Consider the following 23,703-nt stretch of genomic DNA (forward strand, 5'->3'; position numbering starts at 1 on the left):
TCGTTTCAAGGACCTGTGAGAACGGAGGAGCATCGTGGCCGCGGCAGATTTACACGCCGAGCCGTCTGAAAGCGCCACTGATTGAAGCAACAGTGCATACTCATGCAAGAATTGGCGTTTGTAATTCATCTGAGGTTCGCATCACACTTGTACAAGCCGGACAGGCTTGTCGGCCCAACGAAGGGCCCAGGAAGGTGTGAAAAGCAATCATGTACAAAATCCCAGCAGTGTGGATGCGGGGCGGCACCAGCAAGTGCTGGGTCTTCGAGTGGGACAACCTTCAGGTCCCCGGGAAGAGTGTGGACGAAGTTCTCCTGCGCCTTTTCGGCAGCCCCGACAACCGTCAGGTCGACGGCGTCGGCGGCGGAACGTCAACGACGAGCAAAGCTGTCATCCTCTCCCGCTCCCTAACCGACGACGCTGACGTCGACTACACGTTTGCCCAAGTCGCCATTGATGAGCAGAAAGTGGACTGGGGAAGCAACTGCGGCAACTGCTCAGCAGTCGTTGCACCGTATGCCATTGAACGAGGCTGGGTCTCCCCGGGCCAGCAGAGCACATCGGTCAGGACCCTGAACACCAACACCGACCAGCTCATCCTGCAGAAGGTTCCCACCCCGAACGGCGAGCTCCAGGACCCCGGCACCCAAATGATTCCGGGCGTGCCGTTCCCCGGGCTGGCGGTTGGCATGGGCTTCCTGGATCCTGCGGGCCGGACCACCGGAAAGCTGTTCCCCACCGGAGAACCGCTGGACAAGGTGACATTCGACGGGCAGGAGGTACCGGCCACGCTCATTGACGCCGGCGCTCCCCTGATCATCCTCGACGCCGTCTCGATCGGCCTGACTGGCCACGAGACCGCCGCTGACATCGATGGCCAGGCGACACTCCTCGTCCACCTCGACGATGTACGCCGAGATGCTGCCGTCCGCATGGGCCTTGCGGTGACCAGGGCAGAGGCAGCACGCGCCATTCCGAAACTTGCACTCGTGGCCAGGGCATCGCCGAACGACGAAGCTGACCTCATCGTCCGAATGCTGTCCATGGGCAAACTCCACCCTGCTCTCGCAATCACCGGAAGTGTAGCGCTCACCATGGCTGCGCAGCACGAGGGCACCGTGGTCCGGGACCTGCTGTCCATGGATCCTTCATCCGGCCTCGTCATGCGCACGCCTGCAGGCGTCGTTCAGACCTGGGCGGAACTACGTGACGGCGTCCCCGTTGTCGGCACGCTTCGAAGCGCCCGCCGCATAGCTGACGCAGAACTGCTGCTTCCAGGCACCTGGTAAGCGGAATCCAACAAAGCCTTCCCATGCCTGGTACGCCGCATTGGTGTTGCATGGTGGTAGGCACTTAATCAAAGGACCTCTCAATGACGAGCAGTAAGTCATCCTTGGAGCCGCCCGGAACTTCCCGGGAAGGCAGCGTCGGACAGACCGAGCAGCCCGATCCGCCCAAACACTCCCGACGGACCGTCCTTGCCGCCGTCGGTGCCTTCGCACTTCTTGGCACGGCGACCACGGTCCTCGGCGGGAGCCTTTTGAACCCGCCGTCCAGCACGGAAGACGGAGACTTCAGCGGCGAAACGCTTGAGTTCCTCATCCCCCTTGCCTCTGGCGGCGGAACAGACACGTGGGCTCGTTTCATCGGGACGGAACTGACAAACTACGTCCCTGGACGTCCCGGGTTCGCACCCGTGAACGAAGCTGGCGGAGAAGGCATTCTGGGGACAAACAGGTTCGCCCGCTCAGCCAAGACAGACGGTACCGAACTCCTCGTCGGCACGGCATCCACCGTTGTGCCATGGGTCCTGGGACGCTCGGCGGTCAAGTACTCCTTCGAAGACCTGAAGCCTGTCGTCGTCAACGGAACTGGCGGAGTCATCTACGCCCGGGCCGAAGCCGGGGTAGCCGGCCTTCAGGACCTGATCAACCGGGATACACCACTGGAATTCGGCGGCATCAGTGCCACGGGCCTGGACATCACCACCTTGGTGGCTTTCGACCTGCTCGAAGCCGATGTCACAAGCACATTTGGCTTTGAAGGCCGAGGACCCGTCAACCTGGCCCTCCAGCGCGGTGAAATCGACGTCGACTACCAGACCACCTCCGCCTACGCGTCTGCAGTCGCTGGCATCGCCAAGGAAGGCAAAGCCGTCGTCCTTATGTCCTTCGGCCAGCTGAACGATGCGGGGGAAGTAATCCGTGACCCGAACTTCCCTGACGTGCCCACGGTCGCAGAAGCCTACGAAACGCTCCACGGAAAGAAGCCCTCCGGCGAAAAGTACGAGGCCTACAAGACCCTTCTCGGACTGACGTACACCTACCAAAAGGGACTGTGGGTTCCACAGGAGACCCCGGAGAACGCCTACAGGCTGCTGCGCGAATCCAGCGAAAAGCTCGGCACCGATCCCGGATTCCAGGAAAAGGCATCCAAAGTCCTGGGCGGCTATCCCCTGGTAGCCGACTCCGGCGTGGCAGACCGCGTCCGGGACGCCTACACAGTCAGCAGCTCCGTACGGTCCTATGTCACTGGGCTGCTCGCGGACAAATACAACATCCACGTTGAATAAGGACCATCATGCTTGACTCCGCAATGGCAGCGCTGGCATCCCTCGCTGATCCTTCCCTTCTCATCATGCTCCTGATCGGCACCGTCGCCGGTCTGATCATGGGCCTCATTCCGGGATTGGGCGGCACAGGCGCCGTCGCGATCCTGCTGCCCATCACATTCGGCATGGAACCGCCCCAGGCTCTGGCGCTCCTCATCGGTGCCCTCGCCGTCGTCCACACGTCGGACACCGTCTCCGCGGTACTGCTCGGGGCCCCAGGGTCCGCCTCGGCCAGCGTCACGATGCTCGACGGATACTCCATGGCAAAGAAGGGGCAGGCCGCCCGAGCCCTGACCCTGGCCTTCCTCTCCTCCATGGCCGGCGGCATCATCGGCGCCATCGGCCTGACCCTGGCCATCCCGCTCGCCCGACCGCTGGTCCTTTCCTTCGCCAGCCCCGAGCTCTTTATGCTCACCGTCCTCGGTGTAGCTTTGGCCGCGGTCCTGTCCCGCGGAAACATCATCAAGGGAGTCTCCGCAGGCCTCCTGGGCCTCATACTCGGCATGGTCGGCACGTCACCCACCACCGCAGAGGAACGCTTCACCTTCGGCAGCCTCTTCCTCGGCGACGGCCTGTCACTCGTAGCCGTCGCTTTGGGCATCTTCGGCCTCGCCGAGATCGCCTCACGTGCAAGCCAGCGCCGCGGACAGAAGGAAACCATCACCCTCGGCGGCGGCTGGGGCCAAGGCATCCGCGAGTGGCTCACCCACTGGACCCAGGTTATTCGCGGAGCCCTTATCGGCATCTGGGCCGGCGTCCTGCCCGGCGTCGGCGCCACCGCCGGAACCTGGCTGGCCTACGGCCAGGCCGTTGCAACGGCCAAGGACAAGCGCCAGTTCGGCAAGGGCGACCCCCGCGGCATCGTTGGCCCTGAAAGTGCCAACAACTCCGTGGAAGCCGGCGACCTGATCCCCACCCTGCTGTTCGGCATCCCGGGCGGCGTCCCTTCAGCGATGCTCCTGGGCATGCTCCTTACTTACGGCATCCAGCCTGGACCCTCCATCATCACCGAACACCTGGACCTGATGTACCTGATCGTTTGGTCCTTCGCGATCGCTTCGATCTTGGGCGCGCTGTTCTGCTTCCTGAGCGTCAAGCAGCTCGCCAAGCTCACCAAGGTCCCCTTCGCAGTTCTGGCAGCAGGCCTGGTGGCCGTCATGCTCCTGGGCTCCTTCCAGGAAGGCGGCCAGCTCGGCGACCTCTGGATCATGATCATCCTTGGCATCTTCGGCTGGCTGTTGAAGTCCACCGGATTCCCCAGGGCACCTTTCCTCATCGGCTTCGTCCTGGCCATCCCGCTGGAACGCTACTACTTCCTCACGGACAGCCTGTACGAAGGATTCGACTGGATGGCCCGCCCTGGCGTCCTGGTCTTCCTGGCCATACTGATCTTGCCGATGATCTGGGCCTTCATGAAGTTCATCCGCGCACGCCGGAAGACCAACCTGGACGACGGTCACCGGGACGAACAGCCCGAGGACGACGAAGCGCCGCTGAAGAATTCAACCTGGTCCCTCGTGGCGTCAGGCATTTTCGCCCTCGCCTTCGCTGCAGCCCTGATCTCCTCCGCATCATTCTCGCCGGAAGCGCGGCTCGTCCCGCAGCTGGTGAGCATCGGCGGCCTGGTGTTCTCTGGAATCTTGCTGTTCATCGAGATTCGGACTCGTCTTCGGGCCAAGGCCGGGCGCGCAGGGTGGACCCTCGATGCCGGCTTCGCACTCAAAACCTTCGTCTGGATGACAGGATTCCTCGCCCTCACCGCAGTCTTCGGATACCTGATCGCGGTAACCATCTTCATCCCCGCGTTCCTGCTGGTGGTCGCAAGGGCACGGCTAAAGGTCGCCATCATCTACACCGGAGTTCTGTACATCGTGCTCCTTGCCCTTCCCTCCCTACTGCCGATCGACTTGCCCCAGGGCTGGCTCAACACCCTGGTTTAGTTCTCAGACGCCGCACATTGAAAGCCATTGGAGAAAACACATGACGGTACTCGTAGCCTATGCACCCGCAGCGGAAGGCAGGGAGGCGCTCACAGAGGGCATCAAAGAAGCCCATCTGAGAAAGGCCGACCTGCTCATCGTGAATATCGGACGTGGACACCACGACCTGGAGGCGCAGGAAGTGCAGGAACTGGAAGGCCAGTTGACCGCCGCCGGCCTTGCCCTGACCATCGAATCCTCTGTCCTGGCCGATCCGGGGGACGCCGTGATCCAGATTGCCCAGGAACGAAACGTCGACATGATCGTCATTGGACTCCGGCACCGGTCCATGGTGGGCAAGCTCATACTTGGCAGCACCGTCCAACGGATACTGCTTGACGCCACCTGCCCCGTGCTCGCCGTCCGGGCGGACAAACTCTGACCCGACGCCCTTTGACTGCCGGCCCAAACGTCCGGCACGCGTGCTGCCGTTCCCGCACTCCATCGCAACAGGTAGCCCGAAGGACGGGCGCGAGGACTACGCAGCATGCAAAGGAGGCAGGGGGACACACTGTCACCCTGCCTCCTCCTACGACTATTCCCCCGCGCGGTCCGTTCCTCAGACGATCTCTCGATCAAGGAGACCTCCATGATTTACCGTCCCCAGCCGGCCAACCCGCATATGGGATCCCCGACTCCGCAGCCAGTTCCCAACTGGTCCAAACTGTCCCGCACCGATGAAGTCGAGATCCACTGCGACGGCCGGCCCGTGACTTCAGGACGCATCGACATGCTCGCCATGGACGGCAGCATGCTCTGGATACAACAGAATGAAGGTAGAGGCCGAGCACTCTTCCTTCGCAGCGACGGGTTGCGCGTTTACCGACTGCCCGCCAGTCGAAACACATAGAGCCTGGGCAACGTCCCCTCCCCAAGCCCTCGGCAGCGCCGTCGAGGCCTCCCTCGCAGGAGCCACTCAATGAGGAGAACCCACCATGACTAAGACTGCGGACCGAACTGTCGCCCCCTCGGCCGACACCCGCGACGACCTTTCCGCGCGTCCTGACCGTCGCCGCCGTATCCTGCTCGTGGCGGTGGCCGCATTCGCGGTTCTGGGTCTGGCCGCCCTTCTGCTGGGGGGTACCCTTTTCAGCCCGGCGGCGACGGCGGAATCTGAACCGACCATGACCGCCGTCCAGATCATCCCGCTCGTCGTCCTCGTCGTGATGTTCGTGGTCGCCACGAAATGGCCGCTGAACATCGGGGTGATGGGGCTTGTCGCATCCTTCGGCGTCGGCTACTTCATGCTCGGAATGACAGACAAGGAGATCCTCGCGGAGTTCCCCGCCAGCATCGTCCTAACAATCATCGGGGTTACCTACTTTTTCAGCATGGCGCAAAAGAACGGCACGATCGACGTCATCGTCCAAAACTGCGTGCGCCTCGTCAGAGGCAAGACACTGCTGCTCCCGTGGGTGTTCTTCCTCATGGCTGCTGCCCTGACGGCACTGGGCACTTTCTCCCCGGCCGCCGTCGCCCTGCTGGCACCGGCCGCCATCGGATTCGCCTACGAATCCCGCATCCATCCGGTACTGATGGGCGCGTTCATCATCAACGGAGCCCACGCAGGCGGCTTCTCTCCGCTGTCCGTGGCCGGAGTTCTGGTGCACGACATCGCCATGGAGAACGGCTTCCCCATCTCCCAAGGCGCACTCTTCGCCGCCAGCTTCGCGCTTAACCTCATCCTCTCCGTACTGACCATCGTTCTCTTTGCCCTCCTTGGCAAACTGCGCGACGGCAGGGGCGGCCAGCACGTCGAACTCGATGCTTCCCGTACAAGCCGTCCACACGGCCAGCAGATCCTCACACTGGTGCTGATCGCAGCGATGCTGGTATGCACCCTGGGCTTCCACATGCCGATCGGCTTTGTCGCCCTCTCCGCCGGACTCCTGCTGGCACTGATCAACATCAAGGAACACCAGACCTTCATCGGCGGCATCTCCTGGTCCACGGTGCTGCTGGTAGCCGGCATGATCACCTACGTCTCCCTGCTCCAGCACGTGGGCGTCATCGACACCCTCGCTGAGCAGGCCTTGGCGCTTGGCGCTCCCCTGCTCATCGCGCTGGTCCTCTGCTACGTGATCGGCGTCGGCTCGGCCTTCGCTTCGTCAACAGCTTTGCTCACCGCCTTCATCCCCATGGCAGGCCCGCTCCTGGCCACCAGCGCGTTGAGCGCCTCTGGAACAGTCGCTGCCCTGGCCATCGCCGCAACCGTTGTGGACGTCTCCCCCTTCTCCACTGACGGCGCCCTGATCGTCGCCAACGCCCGCGAGGACGACAGGCAGCGCGTGTACCGCCAGCTGATGATCTACGCCGGCGCAGTCGTGCTGGTCGCCCCGCTGCTGGCGTGGGCCGTGCTGGTACCCACCGGCATTATGTGACGGTCCCGCCCCGCTGGTCAGGAAGGGAGCGACGCCGTCACCAACCGCCGCGCGTCGGCGTATGCCCCTTTCGGGCATCGTCGGGCATTGCCATTTCGGCCCGCAGGCCCAGCAGACGAATCGGACGGCCCGCTTCGATTGCGGCTGCGAGGTCCAAGGCCCTCGCGAGGATTTCATTCCGGTCGAATGTCTCGGGAATCTTCCTCGCGTGGGTCTTGGTGAAGAACGGCGCGTACCGAACCTTGAGGGTCAGCCCAATCACGGGCCGTCCTTCGGCCACAACATCCTCAAGGACATGCGCTGTCAGCTCCCTCACGGCGTCGTCCACCTGGGCGGGCTCGGTCAGGTCCCGCTGGAAGGTGGTCTCCCGGCTATGCCCGCGGGCAACCCACGGGGTGTCGTCCACAACGCTGGCGCCGTCCCCGCGTCCGAGCTCCGCGTACCAAGGACCCATCCTGGGGCCGAACTCCGGGACCAGGTCTTGGGGGTCGGACGCGGCGAGCTCGGCGACGGTGTTGATGCCGAGTTTGGCAAGCCGGCCCGATACTTTGGTTCCGACGCCCCACAAATCCTTGGTGGGCCGACTGCCCATGACGTCGAGCCAGTTCGCGGCAGTGAGACGGAAGACGCCGGCCGGCTTACCGAAACCGGTGGCAACCTTGGCGCGGACCAAGGTGTCGCCGATGCCCACGCTGCAATGCAGCTGCGTCCGCTCCAGGACAGCGGCCTGCACCTGCCGGGCGTAGGCTTCCGGATTCTCTGTCTCAGTGCCTACAAAGGCTTCATCCCAACCCAGCACCTGCACGGTGGCGCCGGGCTGCGCGCGCAGGGTGGCCATCACCGTTTCAGACGCCGCGAGGTAAGCCTCCTGATCGACGGGCAGGATCACGGCGTCGGGCACTTTCCGGGCCGCAATGCGTAAGGGCATTCCCGAACCCACGCCGAACGCCCTGGCTTCGTAGGATGCGGTCGACACCACAGCCCGTTCCGTAGGATCGCCCCGACCGCCGACAATGATCGGCTTGCCCGCAAGCTCCGGCCGCCGGAGCACTTCGACCGCCGCGATGAACTGGTCGAGATCGACGTGCAGCACCCACCGGATTCCACTCACGCCACCAGTCTGCCCTAAACATCCCTGGCAAGCATCGGCTCTCCACCGAGCTTGCGCGCTGAGTCTGCGGCCTCCTGACCTACTTTGAATTCCAGCGGTGCCCCTGAAAGGCCAGCCAGGCGGTAGCCGCGATTGGCAGCAGCGGGAACACAAACTGGTCTTGGTTCATAGCGACCGCGACACCATTAATGATCCAGAGCACGGCCGTGATGACGGCCGCGGAGATCAGCGATTTCCGCGTGACGGGATATGAGGGCATCTCGATCCCTTCGGCGCGCAGTTGGCGTGTTTCGAGCACGGCAGCACGAATGAGGGGAACGACGACGGCGGCCAGCACGGCGAGCACGAACAGTGAGCGCCACGGCTGCACAACGCCGACCGCCTCAAAGACGGACCCCAGGAGCGAGCCCAGCAGTAACAACCAGAACACAGCCCAGCCTGCCAGCCGCCGGCGTTTCGGCGGCATGCCGTCGAGCGAATCTGGCGGCCAGGACTGCCACCCGTACTTGTTACCGTCTCTGCCTGCCCCCGTGGTCATGCCCACAGACTACGGGCTTCGAGGTGCTGTCCACTGGCTAGGGTCTGCCGGAGCGGAAGGGAGGATCCACCAGGACAGTTCGCGGCCCCCTCGGGGTAAGCTCGGGTCGTGATTACCGGATCGGCTCCCCGCCACTCACGGATTGGCAAGCCGGCAGTACCCTGAGGTTCCGCTGGCGGTACCGACCGCGGCAGCAGGCCTTATCCTTCCTGCTCGTATCTCCCTGTCCACGGGCATCGCCTCTTCGACCGAGCCTACAAGCGGCTGGTCGATTGGGAGGTCACCCATTGGGCTGACCCTCAGATGACCAGGCCGGGCGAGACCAACAGCGGACACGGAGGGCGGGGCGTGTACTTCAAAGACCCCGCCGGGCATGCCGTCGAACTCATCACCCGGCCCTACCTCTAATAGCGCGGCGTGCACTTGGGGGGAAGCCTGCCCGGCGGGTTCCTGACAAGTCTTCCTCCAAAGTGCACCCGCATGCGCGCCGAACGCCCGCCGCCCGCCGTCAGGCAGGCGGTCATCAATGGTGTCGTCAACCAGGCTGTTTCAGCGCCTCAAGGGGAGGATAATAGAAGTGGATCACCGGGGCTGGGCCGGCGGCGGTGCCGCCTGTCTGAGACCAGGGCGGTGTCCCCCCAGCCGCCGTCGGCCCTTTGTGCGCGGAATTCGCGCGGCAGGGCGGCGATGCAACGGTCGCCGCGTCCTAAGATGGCTGACATGGAAGAGCAGGAGCTTGCCGACGTCGCCGGGCGCCTGTATGCGTTGCCCTTCGATGAATTCGTGGCCGCCCGCATCGCCGCTGCGAAGGCTGCGGCGGCCGCATCCAATCGGCTGCTCTCCCAGGCCATCAAGACCCTCCCCAAGCCCTCCGCCGCCGCGTGGGCGGTCAACATGCTGGCGCACCACCGGCCGGAAGCAGTGCGGGAGCTGCGCACCCTTGGGGAGACGATGCAGGGCGCGCAGGCCGCTCTCGACGCCGCGGCTCTGCGGGAGCTTTCCCGGGAGCGGCGAAAGCTGCTCGCCGAAGCCGTCAGCGCCGCCCGGCTGGCTGCGGAGCAGCAGGGCCGGGCCATCAGCGGGCCGGTGGCCTCGGAAGTGGAAGAGACGCTGCGGGCAGCCACTGCAGACGCGGCTGCGGCCGCTGCCGTGCAGAGCGGCATGCTCCTGCGGGTTCTCACGGCCGACGGCGTGGACCGGGTTGATCTCGAGGGTGCTGTCGCCGTTCCTTCCGCCCTCGGGCAGGTGCCCGAGCCGCCCGTACGGCCGCGGGCGTCGCCAGCGGCCCAGAAACCAGAAACTCCGCGCACTGCCGGTGGCCGGTCAGGGAGTCCGTCGAGGCCCAAGCGCCCGCCTGCGGACGCGCCGGAGAAACCCCGGCTGCAGGCGGTGGGACGGACGCCCCGCCCGCCGTCGCCGTCCATCCTGGACAAGGCCCTGGCCGCCCTGGCGGAGGCCGAGACAGCGGCGGCATCAGCCGCGACAGAGACCAAAACCCGGGAGGAAGCCTTACAGGAAGCGTCCGGCGAATTCACACGGCTGACAGCCGAAGTCAGCGAGGCCAAGCAGCGGCTGCGGGCGTTGGAGGCCTCGTTGGAGGCCGTCCGAAAGGACCGCGAGGCGGCGGCAGCCGAGGCGAAGCAGGCTGCCCGGGCGGCCGAGCGGAGCCGGCGGACGGCGGACCTGGCGAAGGAACGGGTGCTCCGGCTGCGCAACACACCGGACTGAAGAGCAAAAAATGTCAGACCCCGGTTGCACCATGGAGTCATGGAAATGAACCAGGAATTCCACGTCACGTTCTTCGAAGCCGACAGCGGCCGGATCCGGACCGAGGTCTTTGATACCTCTGCCGACGCCGAGCGGTTTGTGAGCCGCTGCCTCTCCGGTGAGGACGACTGGGCCACTGTTGATGCTGTGGCCGTCCGCCAGGACCAGCTGGCAGCCTAACGGGGCTTGGCGCCCGGACCGCAAGGCCCCGGCTTATGCTGACAAAGGCCCCGCGCCGCTCAAAGGTGCTGCCGTCACGGCAGTTTCAGCGGGGCGGGGCCAGCGCAGCGGACGGCGCGCCTGAAGATCAGGCGAAGTCAGAGACGGCGGGATCAGGTCCGATGCGTCCCGCTCCGGCGGCCGTGCGGTCCAGGCCGTTGATGGCTTCGACGTCCCCGGCATCCAGGATGATGTTCAGCGCTTCATAGTTCTCCCGGATCCGCGATTCGGTGACGGACTTGGGGATGACCACGTTGCCGATGGCCAGGTGCCAGGCGATGACCACCTGGGCGGGCGTGGCACCGTGCTTGTCCGCGAGTGCGGTGATGGTGGCATCCTCCAGGAGCTCGCCGCCCTGCCCCAGCGGCGACCAGGCCTGGGTCAGAATGCCCTTGGACGCGTTGAACTCCCGGAGCTCGGCCTGGTTGAAAAAGGGGTGCAGTTCCACCTGGTTGATGGCCGGCACGACGCCGGTTTCGTCGATGATGCGCTGCAGTCCCTCAATCGTGAAGTTGGAGACGCCAATGGACTTCACCCTGCCGCGCTTCTGCAGCTCAATCAGGGCCTTCCAGGTGTCCACGTACTTCTCCTGCTTCGGCTGGAGCCAGTGGATCAGGTACAGGTCCAGCGTTTCGAGACCCAGCCGCTCCATGGATTCCTCGAACGCCGCGAGCGTCGATTCATAGCCCTGGTCGGAGTTCCACAGCTTCGTCGTGATGAAAATTTCCTCCGGCGACAGCCCGGAGCTTGCGATGGCCCGGCCCACCCCGGACTCGTTACCGTAAATCTTGGCCGTGTCGATGTGGCGGAACCCTGCCTGGAAGGCCTGGAAGACGACCTTTTCAGCAACGTCGTCTTCCACCTGCCATACCCCGTAGCCGAGCTGGGGAATCGTGTTTCCATCATTGAATGTCAGTGTCGGTGAAGGAGTCATCCACCCATCCTGCCAACACTCCCGCCGGGATGCAGCCGCTGGCCGGAAGCTAAGCTAGGCGCTTAATGCCCGCAAGCGGGGAATATTTGACGGGCTCAGGCTTCGGCAAGCAGGCGCTCAGCGTCCGCCACCTGTTCGAAGACGGTCTCTGCCCGCCGCCAGACCGAGGCCGCTCCCACGGGAACCGGCCCGACCGCAAGCCGCAGCATCGCTGCCGCCTCCGCGGTGGCCGCGAGCGAATTTCCCGCCTTCGACAGGGCGCGGTGAACACCGGCCAGCGAGTGCGGGATGTCCAGCCCGTCGCTTGGGGAACGCTGCTGCGCCTCAACGCAGACGTTCCGGACCCGGCCGGACAATTCCGCCAGCTGGTTGGCTATTTCGACGAGTTCGGCATACAGCTGCTCATCCTCCACGCCCTCGAGGACCTGGTGGTAGCGGTCCAGCCCACGGTGGAAGCGGTCGTTGGCGCGGCGCCATAGCCCCTTACCCAGTTCGGCGTCGTCTTTCCGCCCTTGCCGGGCAGCGGTGAAGAACCCCAAGCCGGACCTACAGGTACTGGCCGGGGCCGTGGTCAGGTTCTTCCCGCCGGCCCGGTTTTAGCGGATCGGAGGCCGGCTCAGGGGCCTTGGCCCGCTGCGGTTCGCCGTTCTCTCCGATGACCACCCCGGGCGCAATGACCGTGCCGGGAGGAAGCTGCCTCAGCTGCATCTGCGCCATGGCGTGCTCCCGTGCCGCGTGCTGGGCTGCTATGGCTGTTTGGATGCCGTGGAACAGTCCTTCCAGCCAGCCAACCAGCTGGGCCTGGGCAATGCGGAGTTCGGCATCAGACGGCGTCCCGTCCTCGGGGAAAGGCAGGCTGATCCGTTCCAGCTCGGCCACGAGCTCCGGGGCCAGTCCGTCCTCAAGCTCCTTGATGGAGCGTTCGTGAATTTCGGCGAGCCTGCCGCGCGCGGCGTCGTCCAGCGGCGCCGACTTCACCTCTTCAAGCAACTGGCGGATCATGGTGCCGATGCGCATCACCTTGGCCGGCTCATCCACGAGGTCCTGAAGGCTGCTTCCCCGCGGCTTGGCCTGCTCCGCGGGCTTGTCGCCATCGGCAGTGACAGCCTCAACATCAATGGTGGTGCCCTCCACGGGCACGTCATCGCCCGGCCGCGGCGCCTGGAAACCGGCGCGTGAGTCAACCGCAGGGCCGGTTTGAGTGTCGTTCGGATCGCTCATGCGTTCATACTCTCACGAGCCCGGAATGCGGAGTCCAGTCAATGAAGCTCCTTGACCAGGATTTCGCCTTCGTCCGTAGCGAAACCGCATTTCCGGTAGAAGCCGACGGCAGAAGTGTCGGCAGGCACCCATACGTCGCGCACCCCGTTGGCCCGCATCCAGTCCTCCATGGCGGCGATCAGCGCCCGCCCGATCCCCTGCCTGCGGTAACCGGCGTGGGTGCCCATCTCCATGAGGAGCAGTTCGGCCCATGGGCCGTGAGTACGACGGCGCTGCACGCAGCAATGCAGGAAGCCCACCGTCAGGTCTTCGACCCGAGCCAGCCAGAACAGGACGGTGGGATCCGCCAGGAAGTCCCTGGCGCCGTCGGGCGTTAAGGCAACCGACGGCGCCACGGCGGGATCTTCATCGAACAGGTTGTCCGTCTCGGCCAGGGCATTGAGCGTCGCGCCGTCCTCCGGCCCGATCCTGCGGATCGACAGCCCGGCGGCGGGGTCCGTCATGGTCAACAGCACCGTCCCTGCGGGTTGCTGTCCTGGCGGTCCGTCCTGTCCCGCCAGAATTCCCGCTCCGTCATGGGCTGGTTCAAGTGCCCGGACGCGTAGTGGTGCTCCAGGTACTTCTGGTAGGCATCGGCCCCCATGACTCCACCAAGGTACCGGGCGAAGCCCCGGAAGCCTTCGACAAGCGCGCTCATGGCCGGCTCCGCATCAGTGGTGCGCGGACTTTTCGAGCCGCAGGTCCGCCGGGAGCTTGTTCCACTCGGCCATGAGTTCCCGCTCGGCGGCCGTCGGAATCAACCCTGCGGGCGCGTAGCCCCTGGACGGAACAGCCGGGTCTTCGTGGTCATCATGGCGGATGCCGGCAGCCTCATTGCGGAAGGCCTTCACGGTGGCGATCACGGCCGTGATGATGACGATGATGCTCAGCAACACGAAGATCACAGACAGCCACCCCTGGATCATGGTGTTGCGGACCACGGCCTCCATGGCGGCAACGGTCTTCGCGGTACCGAATTCCGTCTTGCCGTCCGCCAGGGCCTTGGAGAAGGCCGCATTGTTGGCGAAGTAGCCCACGGCCGGGACGGGCGAGAAGATCTTCTGGAAGCTGGCGGTAATCGTAACCACCGCCGCGAACGCCAGCGGCAGGGCCACAATCCAGAGGTACTTGAAGGAGCCGCGCTTGGCCGCGATGGCCATGCAGACAGACAGGGCGATGGCTGCCAGCAGCTGGTTGGCTATACCGAACAGCGGGAACAGGGTGTTGATGCCGCCCAGCGGGTCCGTGACGCCCATCAGCAGCACCGCGCCCCACGCACCGACCATTATCGCCGTGCAGAGCCACGCTCCCGGCCGCCACGAGTGCTCCTTGAACTTGGGGACGAAGTTGCCGATGGAGTCCTGCAGCATGAAGCGGGCGACGCGGGTTCCGGCGTCGACCGCGGTCAGGATGAACAGCGCCTCGAACATGATGGCGAAGTGGTACCAAAACGCCATCATGGCCGTGCCGCCGATGAACTGCTGCATGATGTGCGCCAGTCCCACAGCCAGTGTGGGGGCACCGCCGGTGCGTGAGACGATGCTCTCCTCACCGACGTTCCTGGCGGTCTCCGCCAGGAGATCCGGGGTGATGTTCACACCGGCAAGCCCCAGGCTGTTGACCCAGGTGGCGGCGGTTTCGACCGTGCCGCCTGTCAGGGCGGCGGGTGAGTTCATGGCGAAGTACAGTCCGCGGTCGATGGAGATGGCCGCCACGAGGGCCATGATGGCCACGAAGGATTCCATCAGCATGCCGCCGTAGCCGATGAGGCGGGTCTGGCGTTCCTTTTCGATCAGCTTCGGTGTGGTGCCGGAGGAGATCAGGGCGTGGAAGCCGGACAGCGCGCCGCAGGCAATCGTGACGAAGAGGAACGGGAACAGCGCCCCGGGGAACACCGGACCGTTCTCACGGCTGGCGAACTCGCTGAAGGCCGGAACGGTGATTTCCGGGCGGACCACGATGATGGCCAGCGCCAGCATGACGATGACGCCGATCTTCATGAACGTGGAGAGGTAGTCGCGAGGGGCGAGGAGCAGCCACACGGGCAGGATCGCGGCGATGAAGCCGTAGACGATGAGGCCCCATGCGATGGTGACCTTGTCCAGGTGGAAGACTGCGGCACCCCACTCGGTCTCCGCGACGATGCCGCCCCCGATAATGGCAGCCATGAGCAGGACGAAGCCGATCAGCGAAACTTCCATGACTTTGCCGGGCCGGATAAACCGGAGGTAGACGCCCATAAAGAGGGCGATCGGGATGGTCATTCCTACGGAGAAAACGCCCCACGGGCTTTCGCCGAGTGCGTTCACGACGACGAGCGCGAGGATGGCGACGATGATCACCATGATCAGCAGGGTGGCGACGAGGGCGGCGGTTCCGCCGATCACGCCGAGTTCCTCACGGGCCATCTGGCCCAGCGAGCGGCCGCCGCGCCTCATCGAGAAGAACAGCACGAGGTAGTCCTGGACGGCCCCGGCCAGCACGACGCCGATGATGATCCAGATGGTGCCGGGAAGGTAGCCCATCTGGGCCGCGATGACGGGTCCGACAAGTGGGCCGGCGCCTGCGATGGCGGCAAAGTGATGGCCGAACAGGACATTGCGGTCCGTGCGGACATAGTCCTTACCGTCCGCCTTGTACTCGGCCGGGGTGGCGCGCCGGTCGTTAGGCCGGGTGATGTAGCGTTCGATCACCTTCGAGTAGAAGCGGTAGCCGATCAGGTACGTACAGACGGAGGCAAACACGAACCAGATCGCGTTGACCGTTTCTCCACGAATGATGGCCAGCATGAACCAGGCCACGCCGCCCAGCAGCGCGATCGCTGCCCAGACGGCGATCTTCGCGGGCGTCCACTTCCGCTCTTCCGCTTCGCGGACCGCCTCGTCCACCGCGGTCGGCGGCAGCGACGGGTCTGGTGTCAGTTCCAGATCGTCGTCCGCGGTCCGAGCCCTGCCGCCAGGCATGCTGCTCATGTCTCCTCCTCGAGATTAAAAATGTTGCAACCCTCTTACGCGCACACTACCAACGGGCGCCTCAAATCGATACGCTCTATTGCCGGGTGCCGCCGGGCGCAGCGCCAAGCGGTTATGGGTCAGCGCTCAGCGGTCGCCGAGGCGGTCAGCGCTGCCGGGGCCAGCTGCGCCATGCGCGCCTCGCAGAGGTCCAGCCAGCGGACCTCCGCCTCGGCGTGGAAGATGAGTGAATCCAGCACCAGCAGCCCCGCGAGGTCGGCGCTGCGCGGGCTGGCGGCGGTATCCCGCCTGGACTTGGTGTACTCCTGCAGCACGGCCAGGGACGCTGCGCGCTGGACCCGGATCATGGCGGTCACGTCCACCCCGGGCAGCGTCAGGGCAAGGGACACTTTGATGGCAAGTTCGTTGCGGGGCGGGGCGCTGCGCTCCACGGGAGAAGAGAACCAGGCCCGTACCTGGCCGGACCCTTCGTCCGTGATGCCGTAAACCACCTGGCTGCCGCCGTCGCCTCTTTCCTTCCGGACCAGGCCGTCACGCTCCAGCCGGTCCAGGGTGGTGTAGACCTGACCGATGTTCAGCGGCCAGGCCGAGCCCGTGCGTTCGTGGAACTCGCTCCGGAGCTGGTACCCGTACCGCGGCCTGTCGTGCAGCAGGGCCAGGAGACTGTGCCGGACGGACACTAGATCACCAGCAGGATCTTGCCCACGTGCTCCCCCGAGTCGAAGTATTCGTGGGCGGCCCTGACCTCGTCCAAAGGAAACGTCTTGTCCACGAGGGGGTGGATACGCCCGTCGGCGATGAGGGGCCACACGGCATCCCGGACGGCTGTCATGATCACGCCCTTCTCTTCGACGGGCCTGGGCCGGAGCGCCGTGGCTACGACGGCCGCGCGTTTGCGCAGCAGCTGTCCCAGATCCAATTCGCCCTTGGCGCCGCCTTGCAGTCCGATGACGATGAGCCGTCCGTAATCGGCGAGTGCGTCAACGTTCTGCTGCAGATACTTGGCACCCACGACGTCCAGGATCACGTCCGCGCCCTTGCCGCCGTTCTGGGCCCGGAGGCTCTCGGCGAAGTTCTCCTCCGCATAGTTGATCGCGATGTCGGCACCCAGGAAGGCCTTGGCGGTGCCGACTTTCTCGTCGGTTCCGGCCGTCGCGGCAACAGTGGCCCCGATCGCCTTCGCAAACTGGATGGCCATGGTGCCGATCCCGCCGGTGGCGCCGTGGACCAGGACCGTTTCACCGGCCTGAAGCTGGGCAGTCATGATGAGGTTCGAATACACCGTCGCGGCAACCTCCGGGAGGGCCGCAGCGGTGACCAGGTCAACGCCGTCGGGAATTCTCACCACCTGCTCCGAGCGGACCGCCACCTGCTGCGCATACCCACCGCCGGCCAGCAGCGCCACAACCTTGTCGCCGATGGAAAAAGGTTTCGTGACGCCTGTGCCGAACCCGGCGATGCGGCCGGAAACTTCCAGCCCCGGAATTTCCGAGACGCCCGGGGGCGGTGGGTAGAAGCCCTTCCGCTGGTGCACGTCTGCGCGGTTCACGCCTGCCGCCACCACATCGATCAGGACTTCACCGTGCCCCGGCACCGGCGCCGGGACCTCCCGGATTTCCAGCATTTCCGGCCCGCCCGGCTTGGAGATGTAGACGGCTTTCATGGAGAACTCCCGATTTCTAGCTGATTCCTGCCCCAAAAATAGTGGGCAGCGGCAGCAACTGCCACATTTCGGTTTTTGTTGCAGCCAACTGCCTATGAAACACTACTAGTCAGGGAAGGTTGTCCGAGCGGCCGAAGGAGCTGGTCTTGAAAACCAGTGTGCGGTAACCCCGTACCAAGAGTTCGAATCTCTTACCTTCCGCGCGGCGCATGGTGCGCACGACAAAGGCCGGTGGGGCCAACCGCAGGGTTGGCTCCGCCGGCCTTTTGTGCAGGCAGGTAGAGCGTGTACCCGGCACCGGAAAACAAGTACCGGCGAGTACCGGTGCCCTGAAAATTCGAGTACGCACCACTCATGTGCAGACCACCCCCGCGGGCGTTCCATTGAAGGTACCAGCGGTGCTCCTGCCCCGGTTCCGGGATGAGGGCACCATTCCACACCCGCCGCCGCTGTTGGGGGAGGTCGCCGTCGTGAGCAAGGCCGAGAAGCAGAGCCTGAGGTACTCGGACTACTACTGGTGCATGTCGCTCAAGGACTTCATCGAGTGGGTCGAGGCCGACGACGACAACGAACCCGGGACGTCGTTTTCCGACCGGCCCTGACGGCGGAAACCATTGAAACTGTCATAGCCCCGGCATAGTGTCGGTCCTGTCTCCACATCCCTTGACCTGCGGACATGCATTCCCGCGGCACCCAAACAGGAGCTGACTATGCCTACCCCTGACATCACCCCCGGCGCGCCCTGCTGGATTGACCTGATGACCTCCAACACCGACACCGCGAAGCAGTTCTACGGCGACCTGTTCGGCTGGGAATTCCAGACCGGGGACGAGGAAAAGTACGGCGGGTACATCACCGCAAACAAGAACGGCAAGATGGTCGCGGGCATTATGCAAAAGCAAGCGGACCAGGCTGCCATGCCCGACATGTGGTCCACGTACCTGCGCACGGACGACGCCGCAGCGACGGCTGCGGCTGTCACCGCAAACGGCGGCCAGGTGTATGTGGAACCGATGGACGTCCCCGAGCAGGGCCACATGGCCATCTTCGGCGACGTTTCCGGCGCTGCCATCGGAGCGTGGCAGCCGAGGGAAATGCGGGGGTATGAGCTGGTGGCCGAGAACGGCGCGCCCGCGTGGCACGAGCTGCACACCAAGGACTACGACGCCGCCGTGAAGTTCTACCAGGAGGTTTTTGGCTGGGACACGGACGTCATGAGCGATACCCCGGAGTTCCGCTACACCACGTTGGGGGCCGGTGAGGAGGCCAAGGCCGGCATCATGGACGCCTCCGGCTACCTTCCCGCCGAGGTCCCGTCCAACTGGCAGGTCTACTTTGCCGTCGGGGACGCCGACGCCTCCATCGAAAAGGCGGTCAGCATGGGCGGGGCTCTCGTGGACGGACCCGACGACACCCCCTTCGGGCGGCTGGCCACGTTGACAGACCCCACTGGCGCCATGTTCAAGATCGTGGCGGACACGGGCCAGGCAGCACAGGGCTGAGCGGCCCCCTGATTTCACCAGAATAAATCCTTCGAAAAAACTACCGGCCGGCAGCTCCTCACGAAGCTACCGGCCGGTAGTCTTTGTGCTGGCTGGGGCAGTCCGTTCAAATCGGGCAGCGACAGGAACCGCGGGAGGGTCGCCCAACAGGCGGCAGGAACCGCGGGAGGGTCGCCCAAAAGGCGGCAGGAACCGCGGGAGGGTCGCCCAAAAGGCGGCAAAAACTGCGGGAGGGTCGCCCAAAAGGCGGCAGGAACTGCGGGAGGGTCGAATCAGGGGCGGAGGATGGCGCGGGCGATCTCGTCGGCGTCGCGCAGGGTGCGCTGGCCGCTGGGGTAGACCGGTCCGGCCTGCTGCACGGCCTCTGCGGCGATGGCCGTCCCCCACTGGTTCGCCGAAAGCTGGAGACCCAGCACGAAGAGCCGCCCGGCGACTTCCCCGTTGGCGGCCACCGGGCGGTACGGGTGCGGTCTGACGTCCAGGCCCGAGGCCTGCACCGGCGTTCCTTCCACCGTCATCATCGTCCGCGGCCTCACCAGCCCGTCGGCGAGGAGCTGCTGCAGCAGCGGCGAATCGCTGATGGCAACCCGGTTGGCCGGTGCCAGGGCCTCCACCATGGTGCGCGCTTGCGCGGCGCCGCCCTGCACCCACGGTGAGGTGGCCCTGAACAGCCCGGCCTCGCGGTCAAGTCCGAATTTGGGGTCCGGTCCGACGAAGCTGACCACCCCCGCCCGCGCCAGCGCTGCCAACTGCTCGGCGCGGAGGGCCGGCGGTCCGCTCGCGAGGCCCTCGACGAACGACTCGAACCAGCCGCGCAGGCCGGCGACCCACGACTCGTCGGTGATGCCGCCGTCGGCCACCACCGATTTCAGCACCGCACGGCCGTGGTGCAGCGCGCCGATGGTCATCTTTACCGGATCGCTCTCGCCAAGGGCCGAGCGGCGGGCGTCGTCGAGCAGATAGTCTACGACGGCGGCGTCAAGATCCGCACGGGACCGGAACGCCCGTCCCGCCAGCGGCGCCGCCAGGCTCAGCAGGTCCAGCCTGTCTTCGGGCCGGACATGGCTCTCGACGACGGCTTTGACCGACTCCTCCCACTTCGCCGTTGTGTGCGCGTGCGGGTGCAGCGCCTCGTCCAGTTCATCCAGAAATGCACCGGGATCCGGCACAGCTCCGGGTTCGGAACGCATCAGCGTGGAGTAGTAGGCCCACAGGGCATCGCGGTGCAGCAGGGGCCAGATGTCGTGGTCGAAAGCCGGGATGATGCCTGCCGACTCGAACCGCTGCAGCGCGGCCGCGGTGCAGTACCGCAGGGTCACCGACGCCGGGTAGTAGCCCTCCAGCGTGGCTTTGGCACGGTACGGGGTACCCCGCCGGGAGGCCGCGATGATCAGCGGCTCCTGGCCTGACGGCAGGTATTCAAGGACGTCCCCGGCGTCGACGAACTTTCCGCCCCGCCCCTCGGTGAGCTGGCCCATCACATCGAAAAAGTTCAGCCCCATGCCGCGAACCAGCACGGTTTCCCGGGCCGGGACGGCAGACCAGTCGACGTCTGCGGGGGCGGCGGGCGGAAAGTACCGCAGGCCCAGCTGGACGGCGCCCGCCTGCAGCTGCCGCTGCTCGGGGCTGAGCCGGGAGTCCAGGTGGCCCAGGGCGAAGACCACCGAGTCCGCGGTGAGCGTGCCGCGGCCGGCCAGTTCGACGTCGAACTTTCCGTCCCCCACGGGGCGCACGGCGGTTGCCGCCGCCTCGTGGAAATCCACGGTGACGCCGTCGGGCAGGACGGCGAGCAGTTCCTCGAGCGTGCAGCGGAGGTACCGGCCGTACAGTGCGCGGCTGGGGAAGTCGCGGGCCTCGAGGACGGCGAGTTCGGCGCGTTCCTCGTCCGACAGCGTGGGCAGGGGATCCTGCTGCTGGCGTTCCCGCCAGCGGTCGAACGTCGTGCCGGCCAGGGGCGGGGCCAGCTGCGGGTCCTCCGGGACGAGCGTGGGATAGAACGACTGCGTGTTCATCAGGTACAGGCGCGACTGCCCGGGCTGCCACACATGGCCCGGGCCGGCAGGGTGGGGATCGATCACGTCGATGTGCAGTCGGGATCCCGCCCGGGCGGCCCCGCCGGCCGCCCAGTTGGCCAGCAGCCGCTCCAGCACGCTGGTACCCCTCGGGCCGGCGCCTATCAGTGCCGTCCGGATGCTTTGCGATGTGACCACGGCATCCAGAGTATCGGCATGTGACTTGCTACCTGCGCCGGGATGTTGTTTGGATGGGGCGATGACCACCACCGCAGCTGATTCTGCCTCCGCGTCGGGCGTTCCCAACGGAACCGCGCCCGAGCCCACCGACGAAAACATCTGGCTGGAGGACATCTACGGCGAGGAGCAGCTGGCATGGGTCCGGGAGCAGAACGCCCGGACCGAGGACCTGCTGGAGGACGCCGAGTACGCGCGCCTGGAGGGCGAGATCCTCGAAGTGCTGGACTCCACGGACAAGATCGCGATGGTGTCCAAGCGCGGAGACTGGTACTACAACTTCTGGAAGGACAGGGAAAACCCGAAGGGCCTGTGGCGCCGGACCACGTGGGAAAGCTACTGCAGTGATGCCCCGGAATGGGATGTGCTGCTGGATGTGGACGCGCTCGCCGCCGCGGAAGGGGAGGAATGGGTCTTTCACGGGGCAAACTTCCTCCGGCCGGAGCCGGGCCAGCCATACCGGCTGGCGCTGCTGGCCCTCTCCCCCGACGGCGGTGACGCCAACCGCTACCGCGAGTTCGACGTCGAGACCCGCACTTTCGTTGACCCCGCGGCCGGCGGTTTTGACCTTCCGACGGCGAAGGGAAACGTCTCCTGGCTGGACGCGGACACACTGCTGGTCGCCAGCACCGCCGACGGCCTGCCGCGCACCGCGTCGTCCTACGCGCGCACGGCGGTGAGGCTGCACCGCGGCCAGCCGCTGGCCGAGGCCGCCCGCATCTTCGAGATCCCCGAGGATCACATGATGGCGATCGTGTCCCACGACTCCACGCCCGGCTTTGAGCGGACCTTCGCGGTGGACTGGATCGATTTCTTCAACAGGACCACGTCGGTGCTGCGGGACGGGTCCTGGACGGCCATCGATGTGCCCACGGACGTCAATCTCAGCGCGCACCGGGACTGGCTGCTGTTCCGGCCGCGGCGGGAGTGGACCGTGGGCGGAGCGAGCTATCCGGCCGGATCGCTGCTCGCAGCAGACCTTGACAGGTACATCGCCGGCGAGCGCTCCCTGACGGTCCTCTTCACCCCGGACGCCCACACGTCCCTGCAGTCCTGGAGCTGGACGCGGAACTTCCTGCTGCTCAACCTGTTGCGGGATGTCTCCTCGGAGATCCGGGTGCTCGACCCGTCCGCCGGCTGGTCGTCCTCGGTACTGGACGCCTGCCCTCCGCTGCATGATGTCAACGCCTTCGCCGTGGACGACGAGGACGACGCCGAGGGCGGCTCCGAGGGTGACCACCGCTCCCCCGGCCCGAGAGGAGCAGGCGACGATTTCTGGCTCGTGGCCACCGGCTTCACCACCCCCACCACCCTGACGCGCGGAACCCTGAGCCACGGAGCCCTGAGCCGCGGAGCCCATGCCGGGGACGCGGGCGTGGTGAGCAGCCATGCGGTGGTCAAGGCATCGCCGTCGTTCTTCAACGACGCGGCCTACGAGGTCCAGCAGCACTTTGCCGTCTCCGAGGACGGGACCCGGGTGCCGTACTTCCAGATTGCGGCGCGCAACCTGGTGCTGGACGGGCAGAACCCCACCCAGCTGTCCGGCTACGGCGGATTCGAGGTGTCCCGTACCCCCGCCTACAGCGGCGCGGTGGGGAGGGCCTGGCTGGAGCGCCGGACCGCGGAATCTGCCGGCACGGACGGCACGGCACCGCACAGCCGCGGCGGCGTCTACGTCGTGGCCAACATCCGGGGCGGCGGCGAATACGGGCCCTCCTGGCACCGGGCGGCACTGCAGGAAAACCGGCACCGCGCCTACGAGGACTTCGCCGCCGTCGCAAAACACCTGATTTCACGGGGCGTCACGAGCCGGGAACGCCTGGGCTGCGTGGGCGGCTCCAACGGCGGTCTTCTCGTGGGCAACATGCTGACCCGGTATCCCGATCTGTTCGGCGCGGTGTCGTGCGGCGTTCCTTTGCTGGACATGAGGCGGTACACCCGGCTGTCTGCGGGCCATTCGTGGATTGCCGAGTACGGTGATCCGGAGCTCCCGGAGCACTGGGACTTCATCCGGACCTTCTCGCCGTACCATCTGCTGAAGGACGGCGTGGACTATCCCGAGACCTTCATCTGGACCGCAACCTCCGACGACCGGGTGGGGCCCGTGCAGGCCCGCAAGATGGCCGCCCGCATGCAGGCCATGGGCATTCCCAACGTCTGGTTCCACGAGGCACTCGAGGGCGGGCACGCCGGCGCATCGGACAACAGGCAGGCTGCCGCGCTGCAGAGCCGCAGCCAGCACTTTCTGTGGAAGTCGCTGGCCGGCGGGACTGCCTGACCGACGCCGGCGCGTCCTTTAGCGGCGTGCCGCCCGGGCCGTTGGCGGCCGGCCGTCTGTTCCTTTGGCGGCCGGCGCGGCGCCGTTTTGCACTGCATGGCCGGTTCTGCGTATCCTTGGTTGGCTAGTAATAGCGAATGGAGACGTGCCAGAGCGGCCGAATGGGCTTCACTGCTAATGAAGTGTGGGGCACAACTCCACCGGGGGTTCAAATCCCCCCGTCTCCGCGTTTGGCCCCG

General features: G+C 65.7%; 21 protein-coding genes and 2 tRNA genes. 12 read left to right on the forward strand and 11 right to left on the reverse strand.

The genetic code is table 11. The annotated features are described in order from the left end of the window. Positions 1-209 precede the first annotated feature (209 nt). From JYA52_RS05915 to JYA52_RS05935, 5 genes are all read left to right on the forward strand, one after another. The gene (locus JYA52_RS05915) at positions 210-1,289 is read left to right on the forward strand and encodes a PrpF domain-containing protein (protein WP_205652274.1); all 1,080 of its coding nucleotides are present in this window, start codon (positions 210-212) and stop codon (positions 1,287-1,289) included. A gap of 83 nt (positions 1,290-1,372) precedes the next feature. Next, a complete protein-coding gene (locus tag JYA52_RS05920) occupies positions 1,373-2,572 on the forward strand; it encodes a Bug family tripartite tricarboxylate transporter substrate binding protein (RefSeq protein ID WP_205652275.1) in 1,200 nt (399 codons plus the stop codon). An 8-nt stretch (positions 2,573-2,580) separates the two neighbouring features. Further along, a complete protein-coding gene (locus tag JYA52_RS05925) occupies positions 2,581-4,551 on the forward strand; it encodes a tripartite tricarboxylate transporter permease (protein ID WP_205652276.1) in 1,971 nt (656 codons plus the stop codon). Between the two features lie 40 nt (positions 4,552-4,591). Next, on the forward strand, positions 4,592-4,972 hold the full coding sequence (locus JYA52_RS05930) for a universal stress protein (protein WP_205652277.1): 381 nt from the start codon (positions 4,592-4,594) through the stop codon (positions 4,970-4,972). 553 nt (positions 4,973-5,525) lie between these two features. Next, positions 5,526-6,971 (forward strand): SLC13 family permease, encoded by a 1,446-nt coding sequence (locus tag JYA52_RS05935; protein ID WP_205652278.1) that lies wholly within the window; start codon positions 5,526-5,528, stop codon positions 6,969-6,971. A gap of 37 nt (positions 6,972-7,008) precedes the next feature. On the opposite strand, the gene JYA52_RS05940 is transcribed toward JYA52_RS05935, so the two are convergent. Together JYA52_RS05940 and JYA52_RS05945 are read right to left on the reverse strand one after the other, a co-directional pair. Next, positions 7,009-8,082: a DNA polymerase IV gene (locus tag JYA52_RS05940; protein ID WP_443623171.1), complete on the reverse strand. Its 1,074-nt coding sequence runs from the start codon at positions 8,080-8,082 to the stop codon at positions 7,009-7,011. A 79-nt stretch (positions 8,083-8,161) separates the two neighbouring features. After that, entirely contained in the window at positions 8,162-8,620 is a 459-nt protein-coding gene (locus tag JYA52_RS05945; RefSeq protein ID WP_205652279.1) for a hypothetical protein, read from the reverse strand. Between the two features lie 720 nt (positions 8,621-9,340). On the opposite strand from JYA52_RS05945, the gene JYA52_RS05955 reads away from it, so the two are divergent. After that, positions 9,341-10,348 (forward strand): hypothetical protein, encoded by a 1,008-nt coding sequence (locus JYA52_RS05955; RefSeq protein WP_205652280.1) that lies wholly within the window; start codon positions 9,341-9,343, stop codon positions 10,346-10,348. Positions 10,349-10,387: 39 nt separating this feature from the next. Continuing rightward, positions 10,388-10,567, forward strand: a complete 180-nt coding sequence (locus JYA52_RS05960; RefSeq protein WP_205652281.1) for a hypothetical protein — start codon at positions 10,388-10,390, stop codon at positions 10,565-10,567. Positions 10,568-10,694: 127 nt separating this feature from the next. Here JYA52_RS05960 and JYA52_RS05965 read toward each other — a convergent pair whose 3' ends face one another. The 8 genes from JYA52_RS05965 to JYA52_RS06000 all read right to left on the reverse strand — a co-directional run bounded on the left by JYA52_RS05965 (position 10,695) and on the right by JYA52_RS06000 (position 17,435). Next, positions 10,695-11,540, reverse strand: a complete 846-nt coding sequence (locus JYA52_RS05965; RefSeq protein ID WP_205652282.1) for an aldo/keto reductase — start codon at positions 11,538-11,540, stop codon at positions 10,695-10,697. Between the two features lie 95 nt (positions 11,541-11,635). Next, positions 11,636-12,079: a hypothetical protein gene (locus tag JYA52_RS05970; protein WP_205652283.1), complete on the reverse strand. Its 444-nt coding sequence runs from the start codon at positions 12,077-12,079 to the stop codon at positions 11,636-11,638. A gap of 7 nt (positions 12,080-12,086) precedes the next feature. Continuing rightward, entirely contained in the window at positions 12,087-12,761 is a 675-nt protein-coding gene (locus tag JYA52_RS05975; protein WP_205652284.1) for a bacterial proteasome activator family protein, read from the reverse strand. Between the two features lie 38 nt (positions 12,762-12,799). Further along, a complete protein-coding gene (locus tag JYA52_RS05980) occupies positions 12,800-13,264 on the reverse strand; it encodes a GNAT family N-acetyltransferase (RefSeq protein ID WP_205652285.1) in 465 nt (154 codons plus the stop codon). 2 nt (positions 13,265-13,266) lie between these two features. After that, positions 13,267-13,458, reverse strand: a complete 192-nt coding sequence (locus tag JYA52_RS05985) for a YbdD/YjiX family protein (protein ID WP_205652286.1) — start codon at positions 13,456-13,458, stop codon at positions 13,267-13,269. 13 nt (positions 13,459-13,471) lie between these two features. Next, on the reverse strand, positions 13,472-15,772 hold the full coding sequence (locus JYA52_RS05990) for a carbon starvation CstA family protein (protein ID WP_205652287.1): 2,301 nt from the start codon (positions 15,770-15,772) through the stop codon (positions 13,472-13,474). Between the two features lie 119 nt (positions 15,773-15,891). Continuing rightward, on the reverse strand, positions 15,892-16,452 hold the full coding sequence (locus JYA52_RS05995; RefSeq protein WP_205652288.1) for a PadR family transcriptional regulator: 561 nt from the start codon (positions 16,450-16,452) through the stop codon (positions 15,892-15,894). Further along, a complete protein-coding gene (locus JYA52_RS06000; protein ID WP_205652289.1) occupies positions 16,452-17,435 on the reverse strand; it encodes an NAD(P)H-quinone oxidoreductase in 984 nt (327 codons plus the stop codon). Before JYA52_RS06000 ends, JYA52_RS05995 begins: the two co-directional genes overlap by 1 nt. A 113-nt stretch (positions 17,436-17,548) precedes the next feature. Between JYA52_RS06000 and JYA52_RS06005 the strand changes: the two genes are divergently transcribed. The 3 genes from JYA52_RS06005 (at position 17,549) to JYA52_RS06015 (ending at position 18,937) form a co-directional block, all read left to right on the forward strand. Then, positions 17,549-17,636 (forward strand) — tRNA-Ser (locus JYA52_RS06005). Positions 17,637-17,833: 197 nt separating this feature from the next. Then, complete coding sequence (locus tag JYA52_RS06010; protein WP_205652304.1) at positions 17,834-18,037, forward strand: hypothetical protein; 204 nt, start codon at positions 17,834-17,836, stop codon at positions 18,035-18,037. Positions 18,038-18,145: 108 nt separating this feature from the next. After that, positions 18,146-18,937: a VOC family protein gene (locus tag JYA52_RS06015; RefSeq protein WP_205652290.1), complete on the forward strand. Its 792-nt coding sequence runs from the start codon at positions 18,146-18,148 to the stop codon at positions 18,935-18,937. A gap of 272 nt (positions 18,938-19,209) precedes the next feature. Here the strand turns inward: JYA52_RS06015 and JYA52_RS06020 are convergent, their stop codons facing one another. Beyond that, positions 19,210-21,147: an FAD/NAD(P)-binding protein gene (locus tag JYA52_RS06020; protein ID WP_205652291.1), complete on the reverse strand. Its 1,938-nt coding sequence runs from the start codon at positions 21,145-21,147 to the stop codon at positions 19,210-19,212. 61 nt (positions 21,148-21,208) lie between these two features. Here JYA52_RS06020 and JYA52_RS06025 point away from each other — a divergent pair, with 61 nt between their 5' ends. Continuing rightward, a complete protein-coding gene (locus tag JYA52_RS06025) occupies positions 21,209-23,464 on the forward strand; it encodes a prolyl oligopeptidase family serine peptidase (protein ID WP_205652292.1) in 2,256 nt (751 codons plus the stop codon). Positions 23,465-23,603: 139 nt separating this feature from the next. Further along, positions 23,604-23,691 (forward strand) — tRNA-Ser (locus JYA52_RS06030). Positions 23,692-23,703 lie beyond the last annotated feature (12 nt).

The sequence above is a fragment of the Arthrobacter pascens genome (assembly GCF_017052465.1).
In the GTDB taxonomy this organism is placed as follows: domain Bacteria; phylum Actinomycetota; class Actinomycetes; order Actinomycetales; family Micrococcaceae; genus Arthrobacter; species Arthrobacter pascens.

What these genes read in the sequence shown, in the direction of transcription:
- JYA52_RS05915 (WP_205652274.1), top strand. Translation starts at nt 210, where the DNA reads ATGTACAAAATCCCAGCAGTGTGGATGCGGGGCGGCACCAGCAAGTGC.
- JYA52_RS05920 (WP_205652275.1), top strand. Translation starts at nt 1,373, where the DNA reads ATGACGAGCAGTAAGTCATCCTTGGAGCCGCCCGGAACTTCCCGGGAA.
- JYA52_RS05925 (WP_205652276.1), top strand. Translation starts at nt 2,581, where the DNA reads ATGCTTGACTCCGCAATGGCAGCGCTGGCATCCCTCGCTGATCCTTCC.
- JYA52_RS05930 (WP_205652277.1), top strand. Translation starts at nt 4,592, where the DNA reads ATGACGGTACTCGTAGCCTATGCACCCGCAGCGGAAGGCAGGGAGGCG.
- JYA52_RS05935 (WP_205652278.1), top strand. Translation starts at nt 5,526, where the DNA reads ATGACTAAGACTGCGGACCGAACTGTCGCCCCCTCGGCCGACACCCGC.
- JYA52_RS05945 (WP_205652279.1), bottom strand. Translation starts at nt 8,620, where the DNA reads ATGACCACGGGGGCAGGCAGAGACGGTAACAAGTACGGGTGGCAGTCC.
- JYA52_RS05955 (WP_205652280.1), top strand. Translation starts at nt 9,341, where the DNA reads ATGGAAGAGCAGGAGCTTGCCGACGTCGCCGGGCGCCTGTATGCGTTG.
- JYA52_RS05960 (WP_205652281.1), top strand. Translation starts at nt 10,388, where the DNA reads ATGGAAATGAACCAGGAATTCCACGTCACGTTCTTCGAAGCCGACAGC.
- JYA52_RS05965 (WP_205652282.1), bottom strand. Translation starts at nt 11,540, where the DNA reads ATGACTCCTTCACCGACACTGACATTCAATGATGGAAACACGATTCCC.
- JYA52_RS05975 (WP_205652284.1), bottom strand. Translation starts at nt 12,761, where the DNA reads ATGAGCGATCCGAACGACACTCAAACCGGCCCTGCGGTTGACTCACGC.
- JYA52_RS05980 (WP_205652285.1), bottom strand. Translation starts at nt 13,264, where the DNA reads ATGACGGACCCCGCCGCCGGGCTGTCGATCCGCAGGATCGGGCCGGAG.
- JYA52_RS05985 (WP_205652286.1), bottom strand. Translation starts at nt 13,458, where the DNA reads ATGAGCGCGCTTGTCGAAGGCTTCCGGGGCTTCGCCCGGTACCTTGGT.
- JYA52_RS05990 (WP_205652287.1), bottom strand. Translation starts at nt 15,772, where the DNA reads ATGAGCAGCATGCCTGGCGGCAGGGCTCGGACCGCGGACGACGATCTG.
- JYA52_RS06000 (WP_205652289.1), bottom strand. Translation starts at nt 17,435, where the DNA reads ATGAAAGCCGTCTACATCTCCAAGCCGGGCGGGCCGGAAATGCTGGAA.
- JYA52_RS06015 (WP_205652290.1), top strand. Translation starts at nt 18,146, where the DNA reads ATGCCTACCCCTGACATCACCCCCGGCGCGCCCTGCTGGATTGACCTG.
- JYA52_RS06025 (WP_205652292.1), top strand. Translation starts at nt 21,209, where the DNA reads ATGACCACCACCGCAGCTGATTCTGCCTCCGCGTCGGGCGTTCCCAAC.